This is a genomic window from Elstera cyanobacteriorum (assembly GCF_002251735.1).
GTDB classification, from domain to species: Bacteria; Pseudomonadota; Alphaproteobacteria; order Elsterales; family Elsteraceae; genus Elstera; species Elstera cyanobacteriorum.
Window position 1 is genome coordinate 221,089 of record NZ_NOXS01000033.1, and the last position, 18,374, is coordinate 239,462.

Genomic DNA, 18,374 nt, shown 5'->3' on the forward strand with positions numbered 1-18,374 from the left:
TCGGGCCTCGGAAGGGTTGGGTTCATCTGGGCCCCCACAACAAATACGGAGAAATCCCGTGGCCGTCGGAATCGACACGCTCAAAACCCGCCGCACGCTTAGTGTCGGCGGCGCCTCCTACGATTATTTCAGCCTCCAGGCGCTCATCGATGCCGGTCACAGCAATGTGGCCCGTCTGCCGATGTCGCTGAAGGTGCTGCTGGAAAATCTGCTGCGCTATCAGGACGAGCGGACCGTTTCGGTCGCCGACGTCAAAGCGCTGGCCGATTGGCAGCCCGCCGGCGACGAAAAGGAAATCGCTTATCGCCCGGCGCGCGTGCTGATGCAGGATTTCACCGGCGTGCCCGCCGTGGTCGATCTGGCGGCAATGCGTGATGCGATGGTGGCTCTCGGCGGTGACCCGCAGAAGATCAACCCGCTGTCGCCGGTCGATCTGGTCATCGACCATTCGGTGATGGTCGATCATTTCGGCACTCCGCAGGCGTTTACCGATAACGTGAAGCTGGAGTTCGAGCGCAATCACGAACGCTATGCCTTCCTGCGCTGGGGTCAGTCGGCCTTCAACAACTTCCGCGTCGTGCCGCCCGGCACCGGCATTTGCCATCAGGTGAACGTCGAATATCTGGCGCAGGTCGTTTGGACCGCGACGGAAGACGGCAAGACCGTGGCCTACCCGGACACCTGCGTCGGCACCGATTCGCACACCACGATGGTCAATGGCCTTGCGGTGTTGGGGTGGGGCGTCGGCGGGATCGAAGCCGAAGCGGCCATGCTCGGCCAGCCGGTCTCGATGCTGGTGCCGGATGTCGTCGGCTTCAAGCTGACCGGCAAGCTGCCGGAAGGCGCGACGGCAACCGATCTGGTGCTGACCGTCACCCAGATGCTGCGCAAGCTCGGCGTTGTCGGCAAGTTCGTCGAATTCTACGGCCCTGGCCTCGATAATCTGTCGCTGGCCGACCGTTCGACCATCGCCAATATGGCCCCGGAATATGGCGCCACCTGCGGCTTCTTCCCGATTGATGCCGAAACCATCCGCTACCTGGAGTTCACGGGCCGCGATCCCGCCCGCGTGCAACTGGTGGAAGCCTATGCCAAGGCCCAGGGCATGTGGCGCGATGCCGGTAGCCCCGATCCGGTCTTCACCACGACCCTCGCGCTTGATCTCGGCACCGTCGTGCCGTCGATGGCCGGGCCGAAGCGCCCGCAGGACCGCGTGCTGCTGTCCGACGCCAAGGGCAGCTTCAGCAAGACCCTGGCCGATGCGGGCGTGCCTGCGCCGCGCAAGGTGGCAGTCGAAGGCTCCAACTACGAACTGACCGATGGCGATGTGGTGATTACCGCCATCACCTCCTGCACCAATACCTCGAACCCGAGCGTGCTGATCGCCGCCGGTCTGGTAGCGAAGAAGGCGGTGGAACTCGGTCTGGAGCGCAAGCCCTGGGTGAAATCCTCGCTCGCCCCCGGCAGCCAAGTCGTGACCGACTATCTCGAAAAAGCGGGGCTGACCCCGTATCTCGATAAGCTCGGCTTCAACCTCGTCGGCTATGGCTGCACCACCTGTATCGGCAACTCCGGCCCGCTGGCCGATCCGATTGCTGCGGCGGTGGAAAAGGGCGATCTGACCGTCGCCGCCGTTCTGTCGGGTAACCGCAACTTCGAAGGCCGCATCAGCCCGCACGTGAAGGCGAATTACCTCGCCTCGCCGCCGCTGGTCGTCGCCTATGCCCTCGCCGGTACGATGACGCTGGACCTGACGACCGATGCCATCGGCACCGGCAAGGACGGCAAGCCGGTCTACCTCAAGGACATTTGGCCGTCGAACGCCGAAATCCAGGCGGCGCTCGAAGCCAGCCTGACCTCGGATATGTTCAAGTCGCGGTACGGCAACGTCTTCCACGGGCCGGACGAATGGCGCGCCATCGAAACCACCACGGGCGAAACCTATGTGTGGGACGGCGGCAGCACCTATGTGCAGAACCCGCCCTACTTCGTCGGCATGGCCAAGGAACCCGGCGCGGTGTCGGACATCCGCAAGGCGCGCCCGCTGGCGATCCTCGGCGATTCGATCACGACCGACCATATCTCCCCGGCCGGGTCGATTAAGAAAGACAGCCCCGGCGGTTCTTACCTGCTGGAACATCAGGTCCGTCCCATCGACTTCAACAGCTACGGCGCTCGTCGCGGTAACCACGAAGTCATGATGCGCGGGACGTTCGCCAATATCCGCTTGAAGAACGAAATGGCCCCCGGCACCAGCGGCGGCGTGACGGTCTATCAGCCGAGCGGCGAAGGCATGTTCATCTATGATGCCGCGCAGAAGTATAAGGCCGAAGGCACGCCGCTGGTCATCGTTGCCGGTAAGGAATATGGCACCGGCTCCAGCCGCGACTGGGCGGCCAAGGGCACCCTGCTGCTGGGTGTGAAGGCGGTCATCGCCGAAAGCTTCGAGCGTATCCACCGCTCGAACCTCGTCGGCATGGGCATCCTGCCGCTGCAGTTCAAGGACGGCATGAGCCGCCAGACCCTCGGCCTCGACGGTACCGAAGTCTTCGACATCACCGGCGTCGAAGCGGGCCTGAAGCCGCGCATGGACCTGACCGTGACCATCACCCGCGCCAATGGCACGGTGGAAACGATCCAGGCCCTGTGCCGGATCGACACACTCGATGAGGTGGAATACTACCGCCACGGCGGCATTCTGCCGTATGTGCTGCGGAGCTTGGCGTCGTAGAACACGCACAGGTTGATTTTAGGCGGGCTTTCAGTACATTCTGAAAGCCCGTTTTCAAATTAACTGGAGAGTTTATGAGGGAAGTTCCTGAGAATATTCGTGAATTAATGTCTAGATTGAATGATGGCGATATACCGAATGACGTAGCTGGCTCAATGCGAGGGGCTGCTGAAGCTTTTCGTGATGCTGGTATTCATTCTTATGAGAAAGCTCTTAATACAGAAAAAGGTCAATATCTTGTCCCCTTCATAGTCTGTTTATCATTTTCGGCAGAGCTTCTTTTAAAGCTTTTGGTTTTTAAAAAAACTGGTGAGATTAAAAAAACGCACAAATTAAGTGAGTTGTTTCTTTCTTTAGATAGCGATACGAAGGATGATATTATTAATAAATTAAATGAGCGTTTTTTAAAAAATAAAAAAAGCACCATTATTGATGAATCGAGTGAGGTTAATTTTCATATTGATTTAGAGGGATTAATTAAAAAAATATCCCTTCATGATGAAACTTTTATTGATTGGCGATATTTTTACGAAAGTTCTGGTGTATTGTATGTAGAATTTCATTTCATTTTCGACCTTATTGAGGTGCTTGGCCCCCTTTCTCTCTGTTAGCGTTTTATTTTTTATTTAGACACAGGATCCGTCTGAGTGAAATCTCGACCGTTATAAAGAAGAACGAAAGCAGCCCCCAGTTCCTTAGCGAGAATAGCGGTGAGTGCCGACGCATCGATAAACATTCTGGTTACTCGTACAGCGAGTCGCGCCACTCCTTCGTAATGGGAAGCCCGTTCTCAGGATCACCTTCCGCTCGAAGCGCCCGCGCAAACGCCAACACACGTTCCACATAGTCCGAATGCTGCTCCTGCTGAGCGGTGGTTTCCCGCGCCGTCTCATGCTGAAACGCTTTGCGGATCACCTCGGTCTTGCTGATGCCTGGGCGACTTGCCAATTCTTCTGTCAACCGTTCAACTTCGGCATCTGTTACGGAAAGCGGCATTTTTGCCATCCTGTGCGGCTATACCGAGGGTCACGTAAATTTTAAGGTATGGAGTCCAACCGTTATGGTCAAGTTTACCGCCGTTGCCCTGGCTTTGCTGCTCTCTGGCGTTGCCCAAGCCCAAACCCGCATCGGCGAGGTTTCGACCACCTTCCGCCTCGTTGGCCCGAACGATAAGGTGCTGGTCGAACGTTACGACGATCCAAAGGTGGACGGCGTGTCCTGCTATGTGTCGCGCGCGGATACCGGCGGCCTGTCGGGCGCGGTCGGGCTAGCGGAAGACCCCAGCCGTTTTTCCATCGCCTGCCGGGCGGTCGGCGCAGTGCGGATCAAGGGCGAGATTGATCGCGGCAAAAAGGGGGAGGAAGTGTTCAGCGAACGCACGTCCTTCATCTTCAAATCGATGCGCGTCACCCGCTTCTTCGATGCCGAAAAACAGTCGCTGGTCTATCTGGTCTGGTCGACCAAGCTGATCGACGGGTCGCCCTATAATGCCGTCGCCGTGGTGCCGCTGAATTCCTAGCAGGAACCGCCCTAAGCCGTCACCGCTTGCGCGGCCTCGCTGAGCAGCGGCAGATCGGCGGCGGTCTGGGCTTCCAGCTCGCCGATCAACTGCGCGACCTCCAGCCGGTTGCCCGCCAAGCAGGCGCTGGCAAGACGGCGGGAGAGATCGTGCAGGCGGGTAAGGGCGAAATTCCCGAACAGCGAGATCAACTGATGGGCGGGGGCGTGCAGGTCGCGCACGTCGGCGGTATGGCGGTGGAGCGCGATATCCGTCACCCGCTCCGTCACAGCCGCGATCACGCTGTCGATCAGATCGGGCAGGGCATCGCGCCCAATGGTATCGACCAGTTCGGCAAACCGGGCCTGATCGAAGCGCGGGCGGGCCGGTTCCGGTTTCGCGTCGGCTCCCTGGGCCGCAGGCGCCTCTGGCTTGCCGCCCCAGCGTTGCAGCGTTTGCAGTAATTTGTCGCGGTCGATGGGCTTGGCCAGCGTATCGTTCATCCCGGCGGCTAGATGGGTCTGGCGCGATTCGTCCAGCGCATCGGCGGTCAGCGCAATGATCGGAATGCGCGCCCAGGGCTTGCCGCTGGCCCGGATTAGCCGGGTAGCCTGTAAGCCATCCATCTCCGGCATATGGATATCCATGAGCACCAGATCGAAGGCGTGTTCGGGCAGGGCTTCCAAGGCATCGCGGCCCGAGGCGACGCAATAGACCTGATGGCCCGCCTTGCGCAGCAGCGCGATCACGACGCGCTGGTTGATCTCATTATCTTCCGCCAGCAGGATCGACAGGGGCCGATCAAGCGCGCTGGCGGGCGCCGGTTTCCGGCTGTTGGTCAGGGCTTCGAGTGCGGCGGCATCAATCTTCGGCACGGGAAGCGACACGGTGAAGGTGCTGCCTTCGCCGGGCGCGCTGGCGAGGCTGATATAGCCGCCCATCAATTGCGCCAACTCGCGGGAGATGGCGAGGCCGAGGCCCGTGCCGCCGAACCGCCGGGTGATCGATTGGTCGGATTGGGTGAACCGGTCGAAGATCAGCGCCTGCTGTTCCAGCGGAATGCCGATGCCGGTATCGCGCACTTCCAAGACCAGCCGGACCAGATCGGGCGTTGCGGCGGGATCGGCGGCGGGTTCGGTATAGCCGCAAATCGTGATTTCGCCCGAGGGGGTGAATTTGACCGCATTGCCGAGCAGGTTCACCAGAATCTGCCGCAGGCGCGTCGGGTCGCTCTGGTAGACCAGTTCCAGCGAGGCATCGGTCTGCAAGCGCAGAGTGACGCCGCGTTCCGCCACGCGCGGGGCGAAGAGCGCGACGATGGAGCGCAGCAACTCACTGGGGCGAAACGGCAGCGGCTCCAGCGTAATGCGCCCGGCTTCCAGTTTGGTGATGTCGAGCACATCGTCGATAATCGCCAGCAGCGCCGTGGCCGATTGATGGGCGGTTTCGGCATAATCCAGCGCTTCGGCGGGTAGCGGCACCGTGCGCAGCAGCCCGAGCATGCCCAAGACCCCGTTCATCGGCGTGCGGATCTCGTGGCTCATCGTCGCAAGAAAGGCCGATTTGGCGGCGCTCGCCGCTTCCGCCGTCTGCCGGGCTTCACGTAGTTCATGCACTAAGCGGTCAAGGTCGGCGTTGCTCTTTTCCAGGGCCTTGGCCGTCGTGATATCGAGCCATAGGGTTTGCAGGCTGCCGTCGAACAGCACCCGTTCGCGCAACTCCAGCCAGCCGCCGTCTAAGCGGCGCAGTTGCAGCGGGCGGGCGACGGGGGTGCGGATCGGAAACGGCCGGTTGATCAGCCGGGCCACCGTTTCAGCCTCGTGCGGCGCCAAGGTGGTTTCGGCATAGGTGCGCAGATGATCGAGATAGGTGGTGCCGGGGTGAAAGAGATCGACCGCGCGCGGGAAAATATCGCCCATTACCCGGTTGGCTTTTTCAAAATTGCCGTTCGCATCGAAGAGAACGACCCCCCGGTCGGTGCCCTCCATAAACAGATCGGTCGCCGTCCGGTTATGCTGGCGCGTCACGTCCTGCCAAGTCTTTAGGCATGACCCGTCGGCGAACCAATAGATCCGGCTGTTCAGCCAGCGGCCATTGCGCTTTTGGAACAGGGACGGGTCGCGCATATTGCGGTGGCGCACCACCCCAGCCTCGACGGTTTCTTCGAAAAGTTTGGCGTCGGTAATCTCGGCATTGGCGCGAAAATAGTTGCGCATATTGTCGATATAGGACCAGCCGCGCTTCAGTTGGCCTTCATGCTCGGGAAAAAACGCCTCGTAGCAGCGGTTCCAGCCGATGATCCGCTCGTCCGTGTCGATCAGGCAGGCAGCGGTTTCCATCGAATCGAGCAACGCGCCGACGAAAGGAATGTCGCTTGTGTCCTGCTGGTCGAAAAGAAGCGGCGGAGGCGGGACAGTCGCGGTCATGGCGGTCCATATATGCGAAACATTTAACCCAAAGCTTACACTAGAATTGCCGGGATCGGGGCAGGGAAATTGCGCCCGTCCCCGCCCCTTTACGGGGGGCGCGCGGGCGCCCATCTTCTAAGCACGATAGCTGGAGAGACGAATGCCCTTGCTGATTGATCCCTGGTCCCTGCCCGACCCGGTCCAGGACTGCGCCCCCTCGGAGGGGGTGCGCGTCGCCGTGCTGGCGGGCGGTTGCTTTTGGTGTACGGAAGCCGTCTTTACGGCGCTTGATGGGGTGACGGACGTCAAGCCGGGCTATGCGGGCGATAGTTCGCTGACGGCCGATTACCGGACCGTTTGCTCCGGCCGCACCAATCACGCCGAAGTGATTAAAATCACCTATGACGCGGCGAAGCTTTCCTATGGTCAGCTTTTGAAGCTGTTCTTCGGCGTCGCCCACGATCCGACCCAGAAGGACCGCCAGGGCAATGACGTCGGGCGCCAGTACCGGTCGGCGATTTTCTATCATACGCCTGAGGAACAGGCGGTGGCGCGCGCCTATATCCGCCAGCTTGATGCGGCGAAGATCTACTCCGGTCCGATTATGACCAGCCTGGAGCCGCTCGAAGCTTTTTACGAGGCTGAACCGGAACACCATGACTATGCAGCGCGCAATCCGCACAGCCCCTATATCGCGCATGTTTCGACCCCGAAAGTCGAAAAGCTGATGCTGTATTTCCCCGAGCGACTGAAGCGCTAAACCGAAAAAACCCGCCGAAGGGCGGGTTTTTTAGAAGCTCAGATGGCGCGCCCGGAAGGACTTGAACCTCCAACCCCCAGATTCGTAGTCTGGTGCTCTATCCAGTTGAGCTACGGGCGCGTCGCGCTGAGGTGGCGGAACTTAGCGATAGGCTGCAGGGTGTGCAAGCGGAAAATGAATGGTTCTGCCAATCGTTTCAAATCTGTGACGCGCCGCCGGGGCCTATGCCGTAAAACCGCCGAATCCGGGCGGATTCCGCCCGTTGCAGCGCGACGGGGGCTTGGAATAGGCAAAACCTTCCGATAGTATCGCCAGCCATTAAGGTGCCTTCCGTCTTATCGAATTTGGTGCCTTTTCCGTTTGCGCATGCCGGTTTCGGGTGTGGGGCGGAAGAGGGTCAGGATCGTTTAGGGGGCACTGTGTGTATCTGTCCGGGGAAGGTGCTCCGACCACATGCCCGTGTTTCTGGCTGCTCATCCGTTCCGCAAAGCCGCGTTTGCGTTGCTTTCCGTCACGCTCATCACCGCTGTTTCCGGCTGTAGCAGCCTGGGCGGCCCGTCGGGCGCGTCTCAGCCGGTATCGGTGCAGACGAGCAGCCGGGTTCCCGCGACTCTGCCGCCCGCGCCGACGGTGGCCGTTCCCGCCTCCACCCCCGTTGGGGAAAAGGCGGCGCAACTGCGGGCCGATCTAACCCGCCTGACCGGCCAGCTCGATGATCGACAGTCGGTTCTGACCGCCATCCGCAACGGCAATATGGAAAACGGCCAACTCTATTACGCGCTGGTCGCCGCGATGAATGCGCGCTTGCAGGTGGGGACGACGCCGGGCAATCCGATCCTGACCCAGCAGCTTGAGCAAGCGCAGACGACGCTGGACCGCTTGAACGAGGATGTTGGGCGGCTCAATACGCTGTCCGGCCTCGTCGCGGGCGATGCCAGCCGGGCGTCCTTCATCATCGATGCGACGCGCGCGGCCTTCGGCATCTCCGGGGCACTGGATGAAGACCATCAGTCGCTGGCCAAGCTACTCGACGATGCCAACCGCTCCCAGGTGGCACTGGACCGGCTGCTGTCCGATATTTCGGACGATGTGGCCCGCCAGACCACCTATATCGCCAACGAACGGCGCAATCTCACTGCGCTGTCGGTTGCGGTGAAAAACGGTCAGCCGATTGGCGGCGCCTTGTCGGGCCGCATTCAGCAGGCAGGCCTCGGCGCCCCGGTCGCCGCGCCCTCGCCCTCGGGGCTGACCTCGCCCGCTTCTGCCGTGACCCGCCCGGACGGTCGCCGCCCGCTGGTGGTGATCCGCTTTGATCGCCCGAATGTTGCGTACGAACAAGCGCTGTACAATGCCGTGTCGCAGGCGCTGGAACGCCGCCCGGATGTGGCCTTTGATCTCGTCGCCGTCAGCCCGACGCGCGGCGGCGCGGGTCCTGCGGCTTTGGCGGCCAGCCAGGCCCGGCGCAGTGCCGAACAAGTTATGCGCTCGCTGACCGATATGGGGCTGCCGCCGAACCGCCTGTCGCTCTCGTCCAGCAATTCGGCGACCGCAGACAGCAACGAAGTTCAGCTTTTCGTTCGCTAACCGCTTTGCCCCTGGCGGGCGGCGGAAAACGCGCTATCCTCATGAGTCCTGAGCCCTCATGAGGAGGCTGCTATGGTTGTCTCGCCTCTCCGGCCGCTGGTGGCGGCCCTGGTGTTTTTGCTTGGGCTGGCCATCAGCCCGGCAAGCCGTGCGCAATCCTTGATCGACGGTGATCGCGACGCCATTCGCGGCATTATTCAGGCGCAGCTCGATGCTTTCGCCAAGGATGATGCGGCGACGGCTTTTGGCTTTGCCACCCCTAGCCTGCAAACCCAATTTGGCTCGGCCAGCCGGTTTCTGGCGGCGGTGCGCGAAGCCTATGCGCCGGTCTATCGGCCCGGATCGGTCTGGTTCGGGGCGCTGAAGACGGTCGAAGGAACTGTAGCCCAATTCGTTCATTTGACCGACCGCAAGGGCGATTCAGTCCTGGCGGTCTATTTTATGGAACGGCAGAAAGATGGTAGCTGGCGCATCGCCGGGTGCCGATTGCTGAAAGATCCCGGCCTCGATAGCTGATCTGCGGCGGCTGCGGGCGCGGGTGATTGTCGGCGCGGGCGGAATCGGGTAGAGAGGCGCCTTCATTTTCGTGGTCCTATTGGCCTTGTGCCGGAACTAGGACGCTGTGATCACCGCCGAAGGAGCCTGTCTATGGCCGACGCGAAGACGCCCGCCAAAACCTTCCCCGTTTCCTGGGAAGAACTGCATCGCAATGCCAAGGCGCTGGCCTGGCGCCTGATCGACGGCCATAGCTGGAAGGGCATTATCGCCATCGCCCGCGGCGGTCTGGTTCCGGCGGCGATTATCGCCCGCGAGCTTGACCTGCGCGTCGTCGATACCATCTGCATCAAAAGCTATTCGGACGATCACACGCGCGGCGAGATCCGCATTCTGAAGAATATCGCCCAGGCCGATATTGGCGATGGCGAAGGCTGGCTGATCATCGATGATCTGGTCGATACCGGCTATACGGCGAAAGCCGTGCGCGAACTGATGCCGAAGGCGCATTTCGCCACCGTTTACGCCAAGCCCTCGGGCCGTCCGATGGTCGATACCTATGTGACGGAAGTGAGCCAGGATACCTGGATTTTCTTCCCCTGGGACGTTGAGCCGCAGTTCGCCCAGCCGCTCGCCTCGCAGCGTCGCGGGTGACCGGCATGACCGATCTGCCGCTGGTCCGGCTGCAAGAGGGGCGCGAGCGCCGCGTGCGCAACGGCCATCCTTGGATTTACTCCAATGAAATCCAGATGACCCCGGCCGTTAAAGCCCTGCCGCCCGGCGGCTTGGTGCGCGTGGAAGATGCCCAGGGGACGGCCCTTGGCACCTTCGGCTTTAACCCGCATACGCTGATTGCGGCGCGGGTGATGAGCCGCGACCCGCGCGTGACGGTCGATACCGGTTTGCTGGCAACCCGGTTGCGCCGGGCGCTCGACCTGCGCCAGCGCCTGTTCCCGACGCCGCATTATCGGCTGATCCATGCCGAAGCGGACGGGTTCCCCGGCCTTGTGGTCGACCGCTACGGCGATATTCTGTCGGTGCAGCTCAATACCGCGATGATGGAAGCGCTGCGCGCCCCGCTGCTGGCGGCGTTGCGCGAGGTTGTGCAGCCGCGCGCCATCGTGCTGCGGAATGACAGCCCGTCCCGGACTTTGGAAGGGCTGGAGCTTGGCTCCGAAACCGCCTTTGCCGAGGATGGGGTCGATCTGACCCAGCCGGTCGAGATTCTCGAAAACGGCGGGCGCTTCCTGGTCGATGTGCTGGAAGGGCAAAAGACCGGCTGGTTCTACGATCAGCGCGATAATCGCGCCGCCGCCGCGCGGATGGCCGGGGGCGGGCGTGTGCTGGACGTTTACACCTATGCGGGCGGCTTCGGCGTGCAAGCGGGGCTGGCCGGGGCGACGCAGATTGTGTTGGTCGATCGTTCCCGCCCAGCGTTGGACCGGGGGCTGGCGGCGGCTGAACTCAACGGCGTGAAGAATGTCTCTGCCATGCAGGGCGACGGCGTCTTCGTCATGGATCAACTCGCCGGGGATAAGGAACGCTTCGATCTGGTCATCGCCGATCCGCCCGCCTTCGTGAAATCCAAGAAGGATCTCAACGTCGGGCTGCGCGGTTATCGTAAGATGATCCGGGCGGCGGCTTCGGTCGTCGCGCCCGGGGGCAGCCTGCTGGTTGCCTCCTGCTCCCATGCCGTCGATATGGAAGCCTTCACCAATGAAATGCGTGCGGGGCTGGCGAAAGCCGGGCGCTCCGGGCGCATTCTGCGGCAGGCGGGCGCAGGGGCGGATCATCCCGTGCATCCGTTCTTGCCGGAATCGGCCTATCTCAAGGCAATTCTGTTGCAGTTGGATTGAGTGACACAGGTCGGGGCGGTTACGCCCCGAACCCTAAGGCCCGACCGCCAGTTCGGCGGCGGCCAAATCTTCAATCGCCGTGCCGACCGATTTGAACAGGGTGATCGCCGTGTCATCGCGGCGGCCAAGCGCCTGGCCGCGCACCAATTCGAACAGATCGCCGCGTACCGAGGCTTCGCTGATCAGGCCAGATTTTAGCGGCTGAACCAGATCGCCCGCCTCGTGCAGCGCCCCAGCGCGGGTATCGCAATAGAGTTCCGCCCGCGTAATGGCGCGGTCGTCGGTCTCGCGCATCGTCGGGGTGAAGCCGCCAACGAGGTCGAGATGGGCGCCGGGGGAGAGCCAATCGCCCCGCACCACCGGCTCTTGCGCCAAGGTCGCGCACGAAATGACGTCGGCCCGGCGCACGGCGTCGGCGATATCGGTGGTGGCCTCGACTGTCAGGCCAAGCGGCGCAAGCTGGGCCGCGACCTGCTGCGCCTTATCGAGCGTCCGTCCCGCAATGGTAATATGACGGATCGGGCGCACGCTGGCATGGGCTTCGGCCAGATGCGGGGCCAGCGCGCCGGTGCCGATGACGGTCAGGCGGTGCGCATCCTTACGGGCCAGGAACCGTGCGGCGAGGGCGGAGGCTGCCGCCGTGCGGCGCACGGTCAGCATCGGCCCGTCCAACAGCGCAATCGGCGCGCCGGTTTCGCCCGACATCAGCAGATAAACGCCCATGATGGCAGGCAGGCTGCGGCGCCCGTTGCCTGGGAAAACCGTGACCGACTTTAGCCCCAGGTGCTTGCCGTGGCGCCACGCGGGCATAAGCAGCAGCGTCGCGTCCGGCGCGTCCGGCACGGGAACCGTGTGATGGTGCCGCATGGGAACGGTCATCGCCGGATCGGCGAACGCCTCCGCCAAACGGTCAACCAGGGCGGGGAAGGTCAGGCGGGCGCGAACGGCATCGGCGTCAAACCACTGGGGGGCAGTCACGATCAGGCTTTCTCCGCCGATGCTTGGGCTAAATCGGCTTCTAGTTTCACAAGCTTCTGCCGCGACGCCGCCAGCGCGCGGCGGGTTAACAGCAGCGGCACCCAGGTCAAGAGCGCCCCCAGCAGGCAGCCGATGGCCAGCGTGCCGAGCGCCAGCCCATAGACCGGCACATCAACGGCCAGGGCGAAGGGCCAGAAATCCACGCTCACAGGGCCGCGATTGGCAATGGCGAAAATCACCACAGCCAGCGTGACCGGCAGTGTAATGCCAAGCGACAGCAGGCGGATCAGGCGCGGCATGGCGCCGCCCTGTATATCCCGCCTGCGCGGGGCTTAATCCTCGTCGTCATCGTCTTCGGGGGTATCGACGCCGCCATTCAGCCGATCGCGTAACTGTTTGCCGGTCTTAAAGAACGGAACATATTTTTCCGCCACCTCCACCGCCGTGCCGGTGCGCGGGTTGCGGCCAATGCGGGCGTCGCGCCGCTTCACCGAAAAAGCGCCGAAGCCGCGCAGTTCCACACGATGGCCATTGGCCAGCGCCTCGGTAATCTCGTCGAAAATCGTCGAAACGATCCTCTCCACGTCCCGCTGATAGAGATGCGGATTGAGGGCTGCCAGTCGCAGGATTAATTCTGATTTTGTCACCCGGGTCTCTCCCTTTGGGCCCGTGCCCTCGCTGCGGTTTTACCGTGCCCGTGTTACGATCCCCCGTCAAGGGGCAAGCCTTTGGTTTACCGAGCTTTTTAGCTATCGACCCGCTTAATGGGCCAGGGCGGAAGACGGGGATGACCGGGGGGGAGGGTGGCGAGTTCGGCGTACAGCGCGTCGCCAATCGGGCAACCGGGGGCATGGGCGCCGGGCAAGATCGACAGGCCCATTAGGAATTCACTGACGATTTCGCCGCCGGTAAAGCGGAAATGCCGTTTGAACAGCTTAACCCAGCCGGCCCGATCTGTTGGCCCGTCTGGGGCGCAGGCGTGGCGCCCCAACCACGCGGCAAAACCGCCCTCGGCCCGGAAGGTTTGGACGGTGCGGGCGTTGTGGATAGTAGCGTCGATTTTCAGACGGTTGCGGATAATGCGGGCATCGCCCATCAGTCGGGCAACATCGGCGGGGCCATAGGCGGCGATCACATCCACATCATAACCGTCAAAGGCCGCCCGCATCCCGTCGCGGCGCTTCAGCGCGGTTTCCCACGATAGGCCTGCTTGGGCGATTTCGAGGCAAAGGCGTTCGAACAACGCCCGCTCGTCGGTGACGGGGACGCCGTGGTCCTGATCATGGAATGGCCCGTGGACCGGGTGGCCGTTCGCGATGGCGCAATAGCTCACGCCGTCGTTCCCCAAGCGGGGGCGCGGCGAACGGCTTTAGGCGGCGCGGCGCGTTTGGCGTTCGCGATGCCACTGGCGGAACCGGCGGCTATCGCTGACATGGCGCGCCCGATCCCGAACGCGGCCCACAAGACCGATAAAGGAGTGCAGCTTCTGCATGGTTCAACCCTCACCTTGCGACAGCCCGCGACGGCTCTGCGACAATAGCGAGGCATGCTTATCACCGACTCATGACAAAGGTATGACCGCACCGCAACAAAGGCTTTACAGCCCGCCCATTTTGCACAATAGCGCCCAGGCGTCGTCAGGTACCGGGCTGACCGATAGGCGCGACTGGCGCACCAGCGGCAGATCGGCCAAAGCGGGTTCGGCCTTGATCGCCGCCAGGGTAACCGGATGCGGCACGCTCCGCCTCGGGGCGACATCGACCATGCCGAACCGCCCGCTGGCATCGGACGGGTCGGGATAATATTCTTTCACAATCTCGACGATACCGACAATCGCCAACCCCTCGTTCGAATGATAAAAGAAGCATTCGTCGCCAAGGCGCATGGCTTTGAGGTTATTGCTGGCCTGATAATTGCGCACACCATCCCAATGGGTGCGACCATCGGCCTGCATTTGATCCCAGGAATATTTGAAAGGTTCGGATTTCATCAGCCAATGGGCCATCGCTCTCTTCCTTAGGTCTCGCGGCGCAATGGGCGGGCCAGCAGTCCGGCGATCACATCTTCTACCCCAGCATGGCCCGTTAGGATCGAATCGACCGCAGCGACGATTGGCATGTCAACCCCGGCCTTCAGCGCCATGCGGTGTAGGGCGGCGGCGGCATAGACCCCCTCGGCGACCGAGCGGCGTTGCGCCAGAATATCCTGAAGCTTCAACCCCTCGCCCAAGGCGATGCCCAGTGTATAATTGCGCGACTGTAAACCGTTACAGGTCAGGACGATGTCGCCGAGGCCAGATAGGCCGATCAGCGTTTCCGTCTGGACCTCCATCACCTTGCCGAGGCGGGTAAGTTCCGCCATACCGCGCGTGATCAAGGCGGCGCGGGCATTGTCGCCCAAGTGCCGACCCTGGGCGATGCCGCAGGCAATCGCCAGCACATTCTTGAAGGCGCCGCAGAGTTCGACGCCCAAGGGGTCGGAGGAGGCATAGGGCCGGAAGTTCGCCGTGCTGAACAGATCGGCAAGGCGGGACGCCAGGGCGACATCGCGGGCGGCGATCACCGTGGCGGCGGGCAGGCCCACCGCGACTTCCTTCGCGAAATTCGGCCCGGAGAGAACGGCGACCGGATGGGCCGGGATCAGGTCTTTCACCAGATCGGACAGCGGGCGGTCAGACTCGGCATCCAGCCCCTTTGCCGCCACCACCAGCGGCACGCCGTGGTGCGGGTCTAGGAATGGCGACAGATGGCGGCAGACCGACGCTAGGCCGTGCGATGGGGTGACGAGGAGGATCGCGTCCGTCGCCTCCGCCACTTCCGACAGGCGGTCGGTGAATTCGATCCCCTCCAGCAGCGGAATCCCCGGTAGGTAGCGGGTATTCTCCCGCCGCGCCGTCAGGATTTTCACCATCGTCAGATCGCGCGCCCAGAGGCGGACGGGGCGGCCCGTGCGGGCAAGGGTTTGGGCTAGGGCGGTGCCCCAGGCACCGGCACCGACAACGCCAAAAGCGGGGGCGTCGGTCATGCGGCAGCGTCCAGTGGCCAGCGCGGACGGCAGGGGGCGTCGAACCCGTGGCTTTCGCCGCGCCGCAGCCGCTCCAGCCCAGCCCATGCGATCATCGCGCCATTATCGGTGCAGAGTTTCAGCGGCGGTGCCACAAGCTCTAGTCCCGCGGTTGCAACGGTTGTTTGAAGGCGCGCCCGCAGCGCTTTATTCGCCGCGACACCGCCCGCGATCACCACATGCTTGCCGCCAGGGTGCTCCGCCAAAAAATCGGCCAGCGCATGCTTCAGCCGGTCGGCCAGCAGATCCCCCACCGCCGCTTGGAAACTGGCGGCGAGGTCGGATAAATCCTGCGCGCTGACGGGGGCGGGTAATTTTTCCGCAGCAAGGCGCACGGCGGTCTTGAGGCCGGAGAGCGAGAGATCGGCCCCCGGGCGACCGAGTAGTGGGCGCGGCAGCGCAAAGCGCGCGGCATCGCCGCTGAGGGCCGCCTGTTCGACGGCGGGACCACCGGGGAAACCGAGGCCGAGCATTTTGGCGGTCTTGTCGAAGGCCTCGCCCACGGCATCGTCGATGGTGCCGCCGAGGCGCCGATACTGGCCGACGCCCGCGACCGACAGAAACTGGCTGTGCCCGCCGGAGACCAACAGCAGCAGGAAGGGGAAGGGCACGTTATCGGTCAGCCGACACGTCAGCGCATGGCCTTCCAGATGATTGACGGCGATAAATGGCTTGTCGTGGACCAGGGCCAGGCTCTTGCCGACCGTCGCACCGACGATGACGCCGCCGATCAGCCCCGGCCCGGTCGTCGCGGCCACCCCGGCGAGATCGGCAAAGCCAACCTCGGCGGTCGCCATCGCCTCCGACACCACCCGCTCGATATGATCGAGGTGGGCGCGCGCCGCAATCTCCGGCACCACGCCGCCATAAGCGCGGTGATCCTCAAGCTGCGACAGAACGATATTGGACAGAATGCGCCGATCCTCCGCCACCACGGCGGCGGCGGTTTCGTCGCAACTGCTTTCAATCCCTAGGACAAGACGCATGATGGATAGACTTAGCGACCGACAGACGCGGGAAACAAGGGATAATCCTGTGTTACGCGCCGGATTTCGGCACCGGCACCGGCGCCTCTTCGCGCCCAAGGGCGAGCGCGGCGAACAGGCTGATCAAGGCCGCAACCGCAATAATCGTCATCAGCGGCACTTGATCGGCCCGGTTGACGTGGGCGACGAGGTAGGACAGCACGGCTGAAGCACCCATCTGGCAAAAGCCGACCAAGCCCGATCCGGCCCCGGCCAGATGGGGCGCGGCGGCAATCGACCCGGCAAAAGCGGCGGGAATCAGAATCCCCAACCCCAGCAGGAAGGTGAAGATACCGCTGATCACGCCGGGCACGGTCAGAATCTCCGTCACCGCCTGAGCCAACAGCCAGCCGCCGCCGAGAACCGAGATCATGGTCCCGAGTTGCGCCAGCCGGATATTGCTCCAAACCTCGGCCTTGCGCCGGGCGATCAAGCTGCCAGACATGAAACCGACGGCGTTGAACATCGTCAGCAACCCAAACTCCGCCGGGGACAGATGGAAATGCTGAATGAACAGAAAGGGGGAGCCGGTGATATAGGCGAACATCGCGGCAAAGCCGAGCGAGATGGCGAGGTTATAGGTCATGAAGACCCGGTTCCCCAACAGCGCCCGATAGCTGCTGCGCATGACGCCGAGATTGAAGACGTGGACGCCCTTCTGCTGGTTGGTTTCCGGCAGATAGCGCCAGATCGTGTAGAGCAGCCCGGTCCCCAGTAGGGTTAGCAGCGCAAAATTCGCCTGCCAGCCGAAGGCGGTGTGAAGAATGCCGCCCAAGGTCGGTCCGATGGCGGGGGCCAGGGAAATCCCGGCGGCAACGCTCGCCATGACCGTGGCCGCGCCCGCAATCCCAAAGGCGTCGCGCACGACTGCGCGGGAGACGACGGGGCCGACGCAGGCGCCTAAGGCCTGGACCACCCGGCCCAGGATCAATTGTTCGATGCTGCTTGCCGTCGCACAGATAAGGTTGCCGACCACGAAGACGCTCAGGCCGATCAGCAGTGCCAGTCGCCGCCCTTTCACGTCCGACAGCGGCCCATAGACGAGCTGCATGATCGCAAAGCCCATCAGGAAGGCGGTCATCGTCACCTGCACCAAGGCCGGATCGGTGTTCAGCGCCGGGGCGAGGTCGGGCAGCGATGGCACATAAATCGAGGTCGAAACGGCGCCCATGGCGGCCAGGATCGTCACCAAGATCGTCATCGCGCGGCGGCTGAGGGGAAGCGTCCAATCGGACGCGGCGGGCCTATCCATAACGGTGTAATCCTGTTCCGTAGGTCTTCAGCCACTGCCGGGCCGAGGCGGGGTCGGGGTGAAGCTGGGCGACGAGCGCCCAAAAGCGGGGGCTATGGTTCATTTCCACCAGATGCGCCGCCTCATGGGCCGCGACATAGCTGAGAACGGTTTCCGGTGCGAAGATCAGCCGCCATGAAAAATTCAGGCCGCCCCGCGCCGTGCAACTGCCCCACCGGCTTCTGGTATCGCGAACTGTAACTGATGTTACGCTTTTGCCAAGCTGAAAAGCAAAGGCGGTGGCGGCTTGGGTTAGATCGCGCGCGGCCTCGGCGCGCAGCCAGGCGCCAACCCGGGCCGTTACCCGCTCCTGAGGGCCGCCGACCCACAGAATGCCATCCGCCGCTCGGGGCTGGCGCAGGCCTTTCGGGTCGTGGTGAATGACGTGCGGCACGCCGCGTAACGGAAACTCCGCCCCCGGGGCTAAGGCCACCAGCCCGCTCTGCTGGCGTGCAGCGGCCTTTGTGAGGCAGGCCTGCATCCAGCCGTGATGGGCGTCGAGGAAGGCCAAAGCGCGCGGCAGTGGCAGGCGCGGCGGCAGCGTTAGGGCAAAGCGGACGGCGGCGGCGTCAAAGCGCAGCGATACCCGCCGGGCGCGGGCGTTACGGCGCAGGGCAACCGGGTATTCCGTGCCGCCGACTGCAACCATCACGCTGGTGGGCAGACTATCCGGCGCGGGCATGGG

General features: G+C 62.9%; 20 protein-coding genes and 1 tRNA gene. 8 read left to right on the top strand and 13 right to left on the bottom strand.

Going from position 1 to position 18,374, the window contains the following annotated elements; translation table 11 throughout:
• Positions 1–58: 58 nt before the first annotated feature.
• Together acnA and CHR90_RS19265 are read left to right on the top strand one after the other, a co-directional pair.
• Positions 59–2,731 (top strand): aconitate hydratase AcnA, encoded by a 2,673-nt coding sequence (acnA, locus tag CHR90_RS13210; protein WP_094409485.1) that lies wholly within the window; start codon positions 59–61, stop codon positions 2,729–2,731.
• Between the two features lie 74 nt (positions 2,732–2,805).
• Positions 2,806–3,342: a hypothetical protein gene (locus CHR90_RS19265; RefSeq protein ID WP_141210954.1), complete on the top strand. Its 537-nt coding sequence runs from the start codon at positions 2,806–2,808 to the stop codon at positions 3,340–3,342.
• A 130-nt stretch (positions 3,343–3,472) separates the two neighbouring features.
• Here the strand turns inward: CHR90_RS19265 and CHR90_RS13220 are convergent, their stop codons facing one another.
• Positions 3,473–3,727 (bottom strand): type II toxin-antitoxin system VapB family antitoxin, encoded by a 255-nt coding sequence (locus CHR90_RS13220; protein ID WP_170941406.1) that lies wholly within the window; start codon positions 3,725–3,727, stop codon positions 3,473–3,475.
• 64 nt (positions 3,728–3,791) lie between these two features.
• Between CHR90_RS13220 and CHR90_RS13225 the strand changes: the two genes are divergently transcribed.
• Positions 3,792–4,250 (top strand): CreA family protein, encoded by a 459-nt coding sequence (locus tag CHR90_RS13225; RefSeq protein WP_094409488.1) that lies wholly within the window; start codon positions 3,792–3,794, stop codon positions 4,248–4,250.
• Positions 4,251–4,261: 11 nt separating this feature from the next.
• Here CHR90_RS13225 and CHR90_RS13230 read toward each other — a convergent pair whose 3' ends face one another.
• Entirely contained in the window at positions 4,262–6,655 is a 2,394-nt protein-coding gene (locus tag CHR90_RS13230; protein WP_170941407.1) for an ATP-binding protein, read from the bottom strand.
• 142 nt (positions 6,656–6,797) lie between these two features.
• Here CHR90_RS13230 and msrA point away from each other — a divergent pair, with 142 nt between their 5' ends.
• Positions 6,798–7,397, top strand: a complete 600-nt coding sequence (msrA, locus tag CHR90_RS13235) for a peptide-methionine (S)-S-oxide reductase MsrA (protein ID WP_094409490.1) — start codon at positions 6,798–6,800, stop codon at positions 7,395–7,397.
• Positions 7,398–7,440: 43 nt separating this feature from the next.
• On the opposite strand, the gene CHR90_RS13240 is transcribed toward msrA, so the two are convergent.
• Positions 7,441–7,517 (bottom strand) — tRNA-Arg (locus CHR90_RS13240).
• A 333-nt stretch (positions 7,518–7,850) separates the two neighbouring features.
• Here CHR90_RS13240 and CHR90_RS13245 point away from each other — a divergent pair.
• The 4 genes from CHR90_RS13245 to CHR90_RS13260 all read left to right on the top strand — a co-directional run bounded on the left by CHR90_RS13245 (position 7,851) and on the right by CHR90_RS13260 (position 11,332).
• Entirely contained in the window at positions 7,851–8,981 is a 1,131-nt protein-coding gene (locus CHR90_RS13245) for a hypothetical protein (RefSeq protein ID WP_094409491.1), read from the top strand.
• A 72-nt stretch (positions 8,982–9,053) separates the two neighbouring features.
• On the top strand, positions 9,054–9,497 hold the full coding sequence (locus CHR90_RS13250; RefSeq protein WP_094409492.1) for a DUF4864 domain-containing protein: 444 nt from the start codon (positions 9,054–9,056) through the stop codon (positions 9,495–9,497).
• Positions 9,498–9,629: 132 nt separating this feature from the next.
• Positions 9,630–10,130 carry a xanthine phosphoribosyltransferase gene (gene gpt, locus CHR90_RS13255; RefSeq protein ID WP_094409493.1) on the top strand — a complete coding sequence of 167 codons (501 nt, stop codon included), beginning with the start codon at positions 9,630–9,632 and terminating at the stop codon, positions 10,128–10,130.
• 5 nt (positions 10,131–10,135) lie between these two features.
• The gene (locus CHR90_RS13260; protein WP_094409802.1) at positions 10,136–11,332 is read left to right on the top strand and encodes a class I SAM-dependent rRNA methyltransferase; all 1,197 of its coding nucleotides are present in this window, start codon (positions 10,136–10,138) and stop codon (positions 11,330–11,332) included.
• A 33-nt stretch (positions 11,333–11,365) separates the two neighbouring features.
• Here the strand turns inward: CHR90_RS13260 and lhpI are convergent, their stop codons facing one another.
• The 10 genes from lhpI to CHR90_RS13305 form a co-directional block, all read right to left on the bottom strand.
• Entirely contained in the window at positions 11,366–12,310 is a 945-nt protein-coding gene (gene lhpI, locus CHR90_RS13265) for a bifunctional Delta(1)-pyrroline-2-carboxylate/Delta(1)-piperideine-2-carboxylate reductase (protein ID WP_094409494.1), read from the bottom strand.
• Between the two features lie 2 nt (positions 12,311–12,312).
• Positions 12,313–12,609: a lipopolysaccharide assembly protein LapA domain-containing protein gene (locus tag CHR90_RS13270; RefSeq protein WP_094409495.1), complete on the bottom strand. Its 297-nt coding sequence runs from the start codon at positions 12,607–12,609 to the stop codon at positions 12,313–12,315.
• A gap of 33 nt (positions 12,610–12,642) precedes the next feature.
• Positions 12,643–12,957 (bottom strand): integration host factor subunit beta, encoded by a 315-nt coding sequence (gene ihfB, locus CHR90_RS13275; RefSeq protein ID WP_094409496.1) that lies wholly within the window; start codon positions 12,955–12,957, stop codon positions 12,643–12,645.
• A gap of 98 nt (positions 12,958–13,055) precedes the next feature.
• On the bottom strand, positions 13,056–13,643 hold the full coding sequence (locus CHR90_RS13280) for a DNA-3-methyladenine glycosylase I (RefSeq protein WP_094409497.1): 588 nt from the start codon (positions 13,641–13,643) through the stop codon (positions 13,056–13,058).
• A 36-nt stretch (positions 13,644–13,679) separates the two neighbouring features.
• Entirely contained in the window at positions 13,680–13,802 is a 123-nt protein-coding gene (locus CHR90_RS19790) for a hypothetical protein (protein ID WP_267890180.1), read from the bottom strand.
• Between the two features lie 105 nt (positions 13,803–13,907).
• Complete coding sequence (locus CHR90_RS13285; RefSeq protein WP_094409498.1) at positions 13,908–14,315, bottom strand: EVE domain-containing protein; 408 nt, start codon at positions 14,313–14,315, stop codon at positions 13,908–13,910.
• 11 nt (positions 14,316–14,326) lie between these two features.
• A complete protein-coding gene (locus tag CHR90_RS13290) occupies positions 14,327–15,334 on the bottom strand; it encodes an NAD(P)H-dependent glycerol-3-phosphate dehydrogenase (protein WP_094409499.1) in 1,008 nt (335 codons plus the stop codon).
• Positions 15,331–16,359 (bottom strand): tRNA (adenosine(37)-N6)-threonylcarbamoyltransferase complex transferase subunit TsaD, encoded by a 1,029-nt coding sequence (tsaD, locus tag CHR90_RS13295; protein WP_094409500.1) that lies wholly within the window; start codon positions 16,357–16,359, stop codon positions 15,331–15,333. The genes CHR90_RS13290 and tsaD overlap by 4 nt, the downstream gene beginning before the upstream one ends.
• Before the next feature lie 52 nt (positions 16,360–16,411).
• A complete protein-coding gene (locus CHR90_RS13300) occupies positions 16,412–17,650 on the bottom strand; it encodes a multidrug effflux MFS transporter (protein WP_094409501.1) in 1,239 nt (412 codons plus the stop codon).
• A complete protein-coding gene (locus tag CHR90_RS13305; protein ID WP_094409502.1) occupies positions 17,643–18,371 on the bottom strand; it encodes a M48 family metallopeptidase in 729 nt (242 codons plus the stop codon). Before CHR90_RS13305 ends, CHR90_RS13300 begins: the two co-directional genes overlap by 8 nt.
• Positions 18,372–18,374 lie beyond the last annotated feature (3 nt).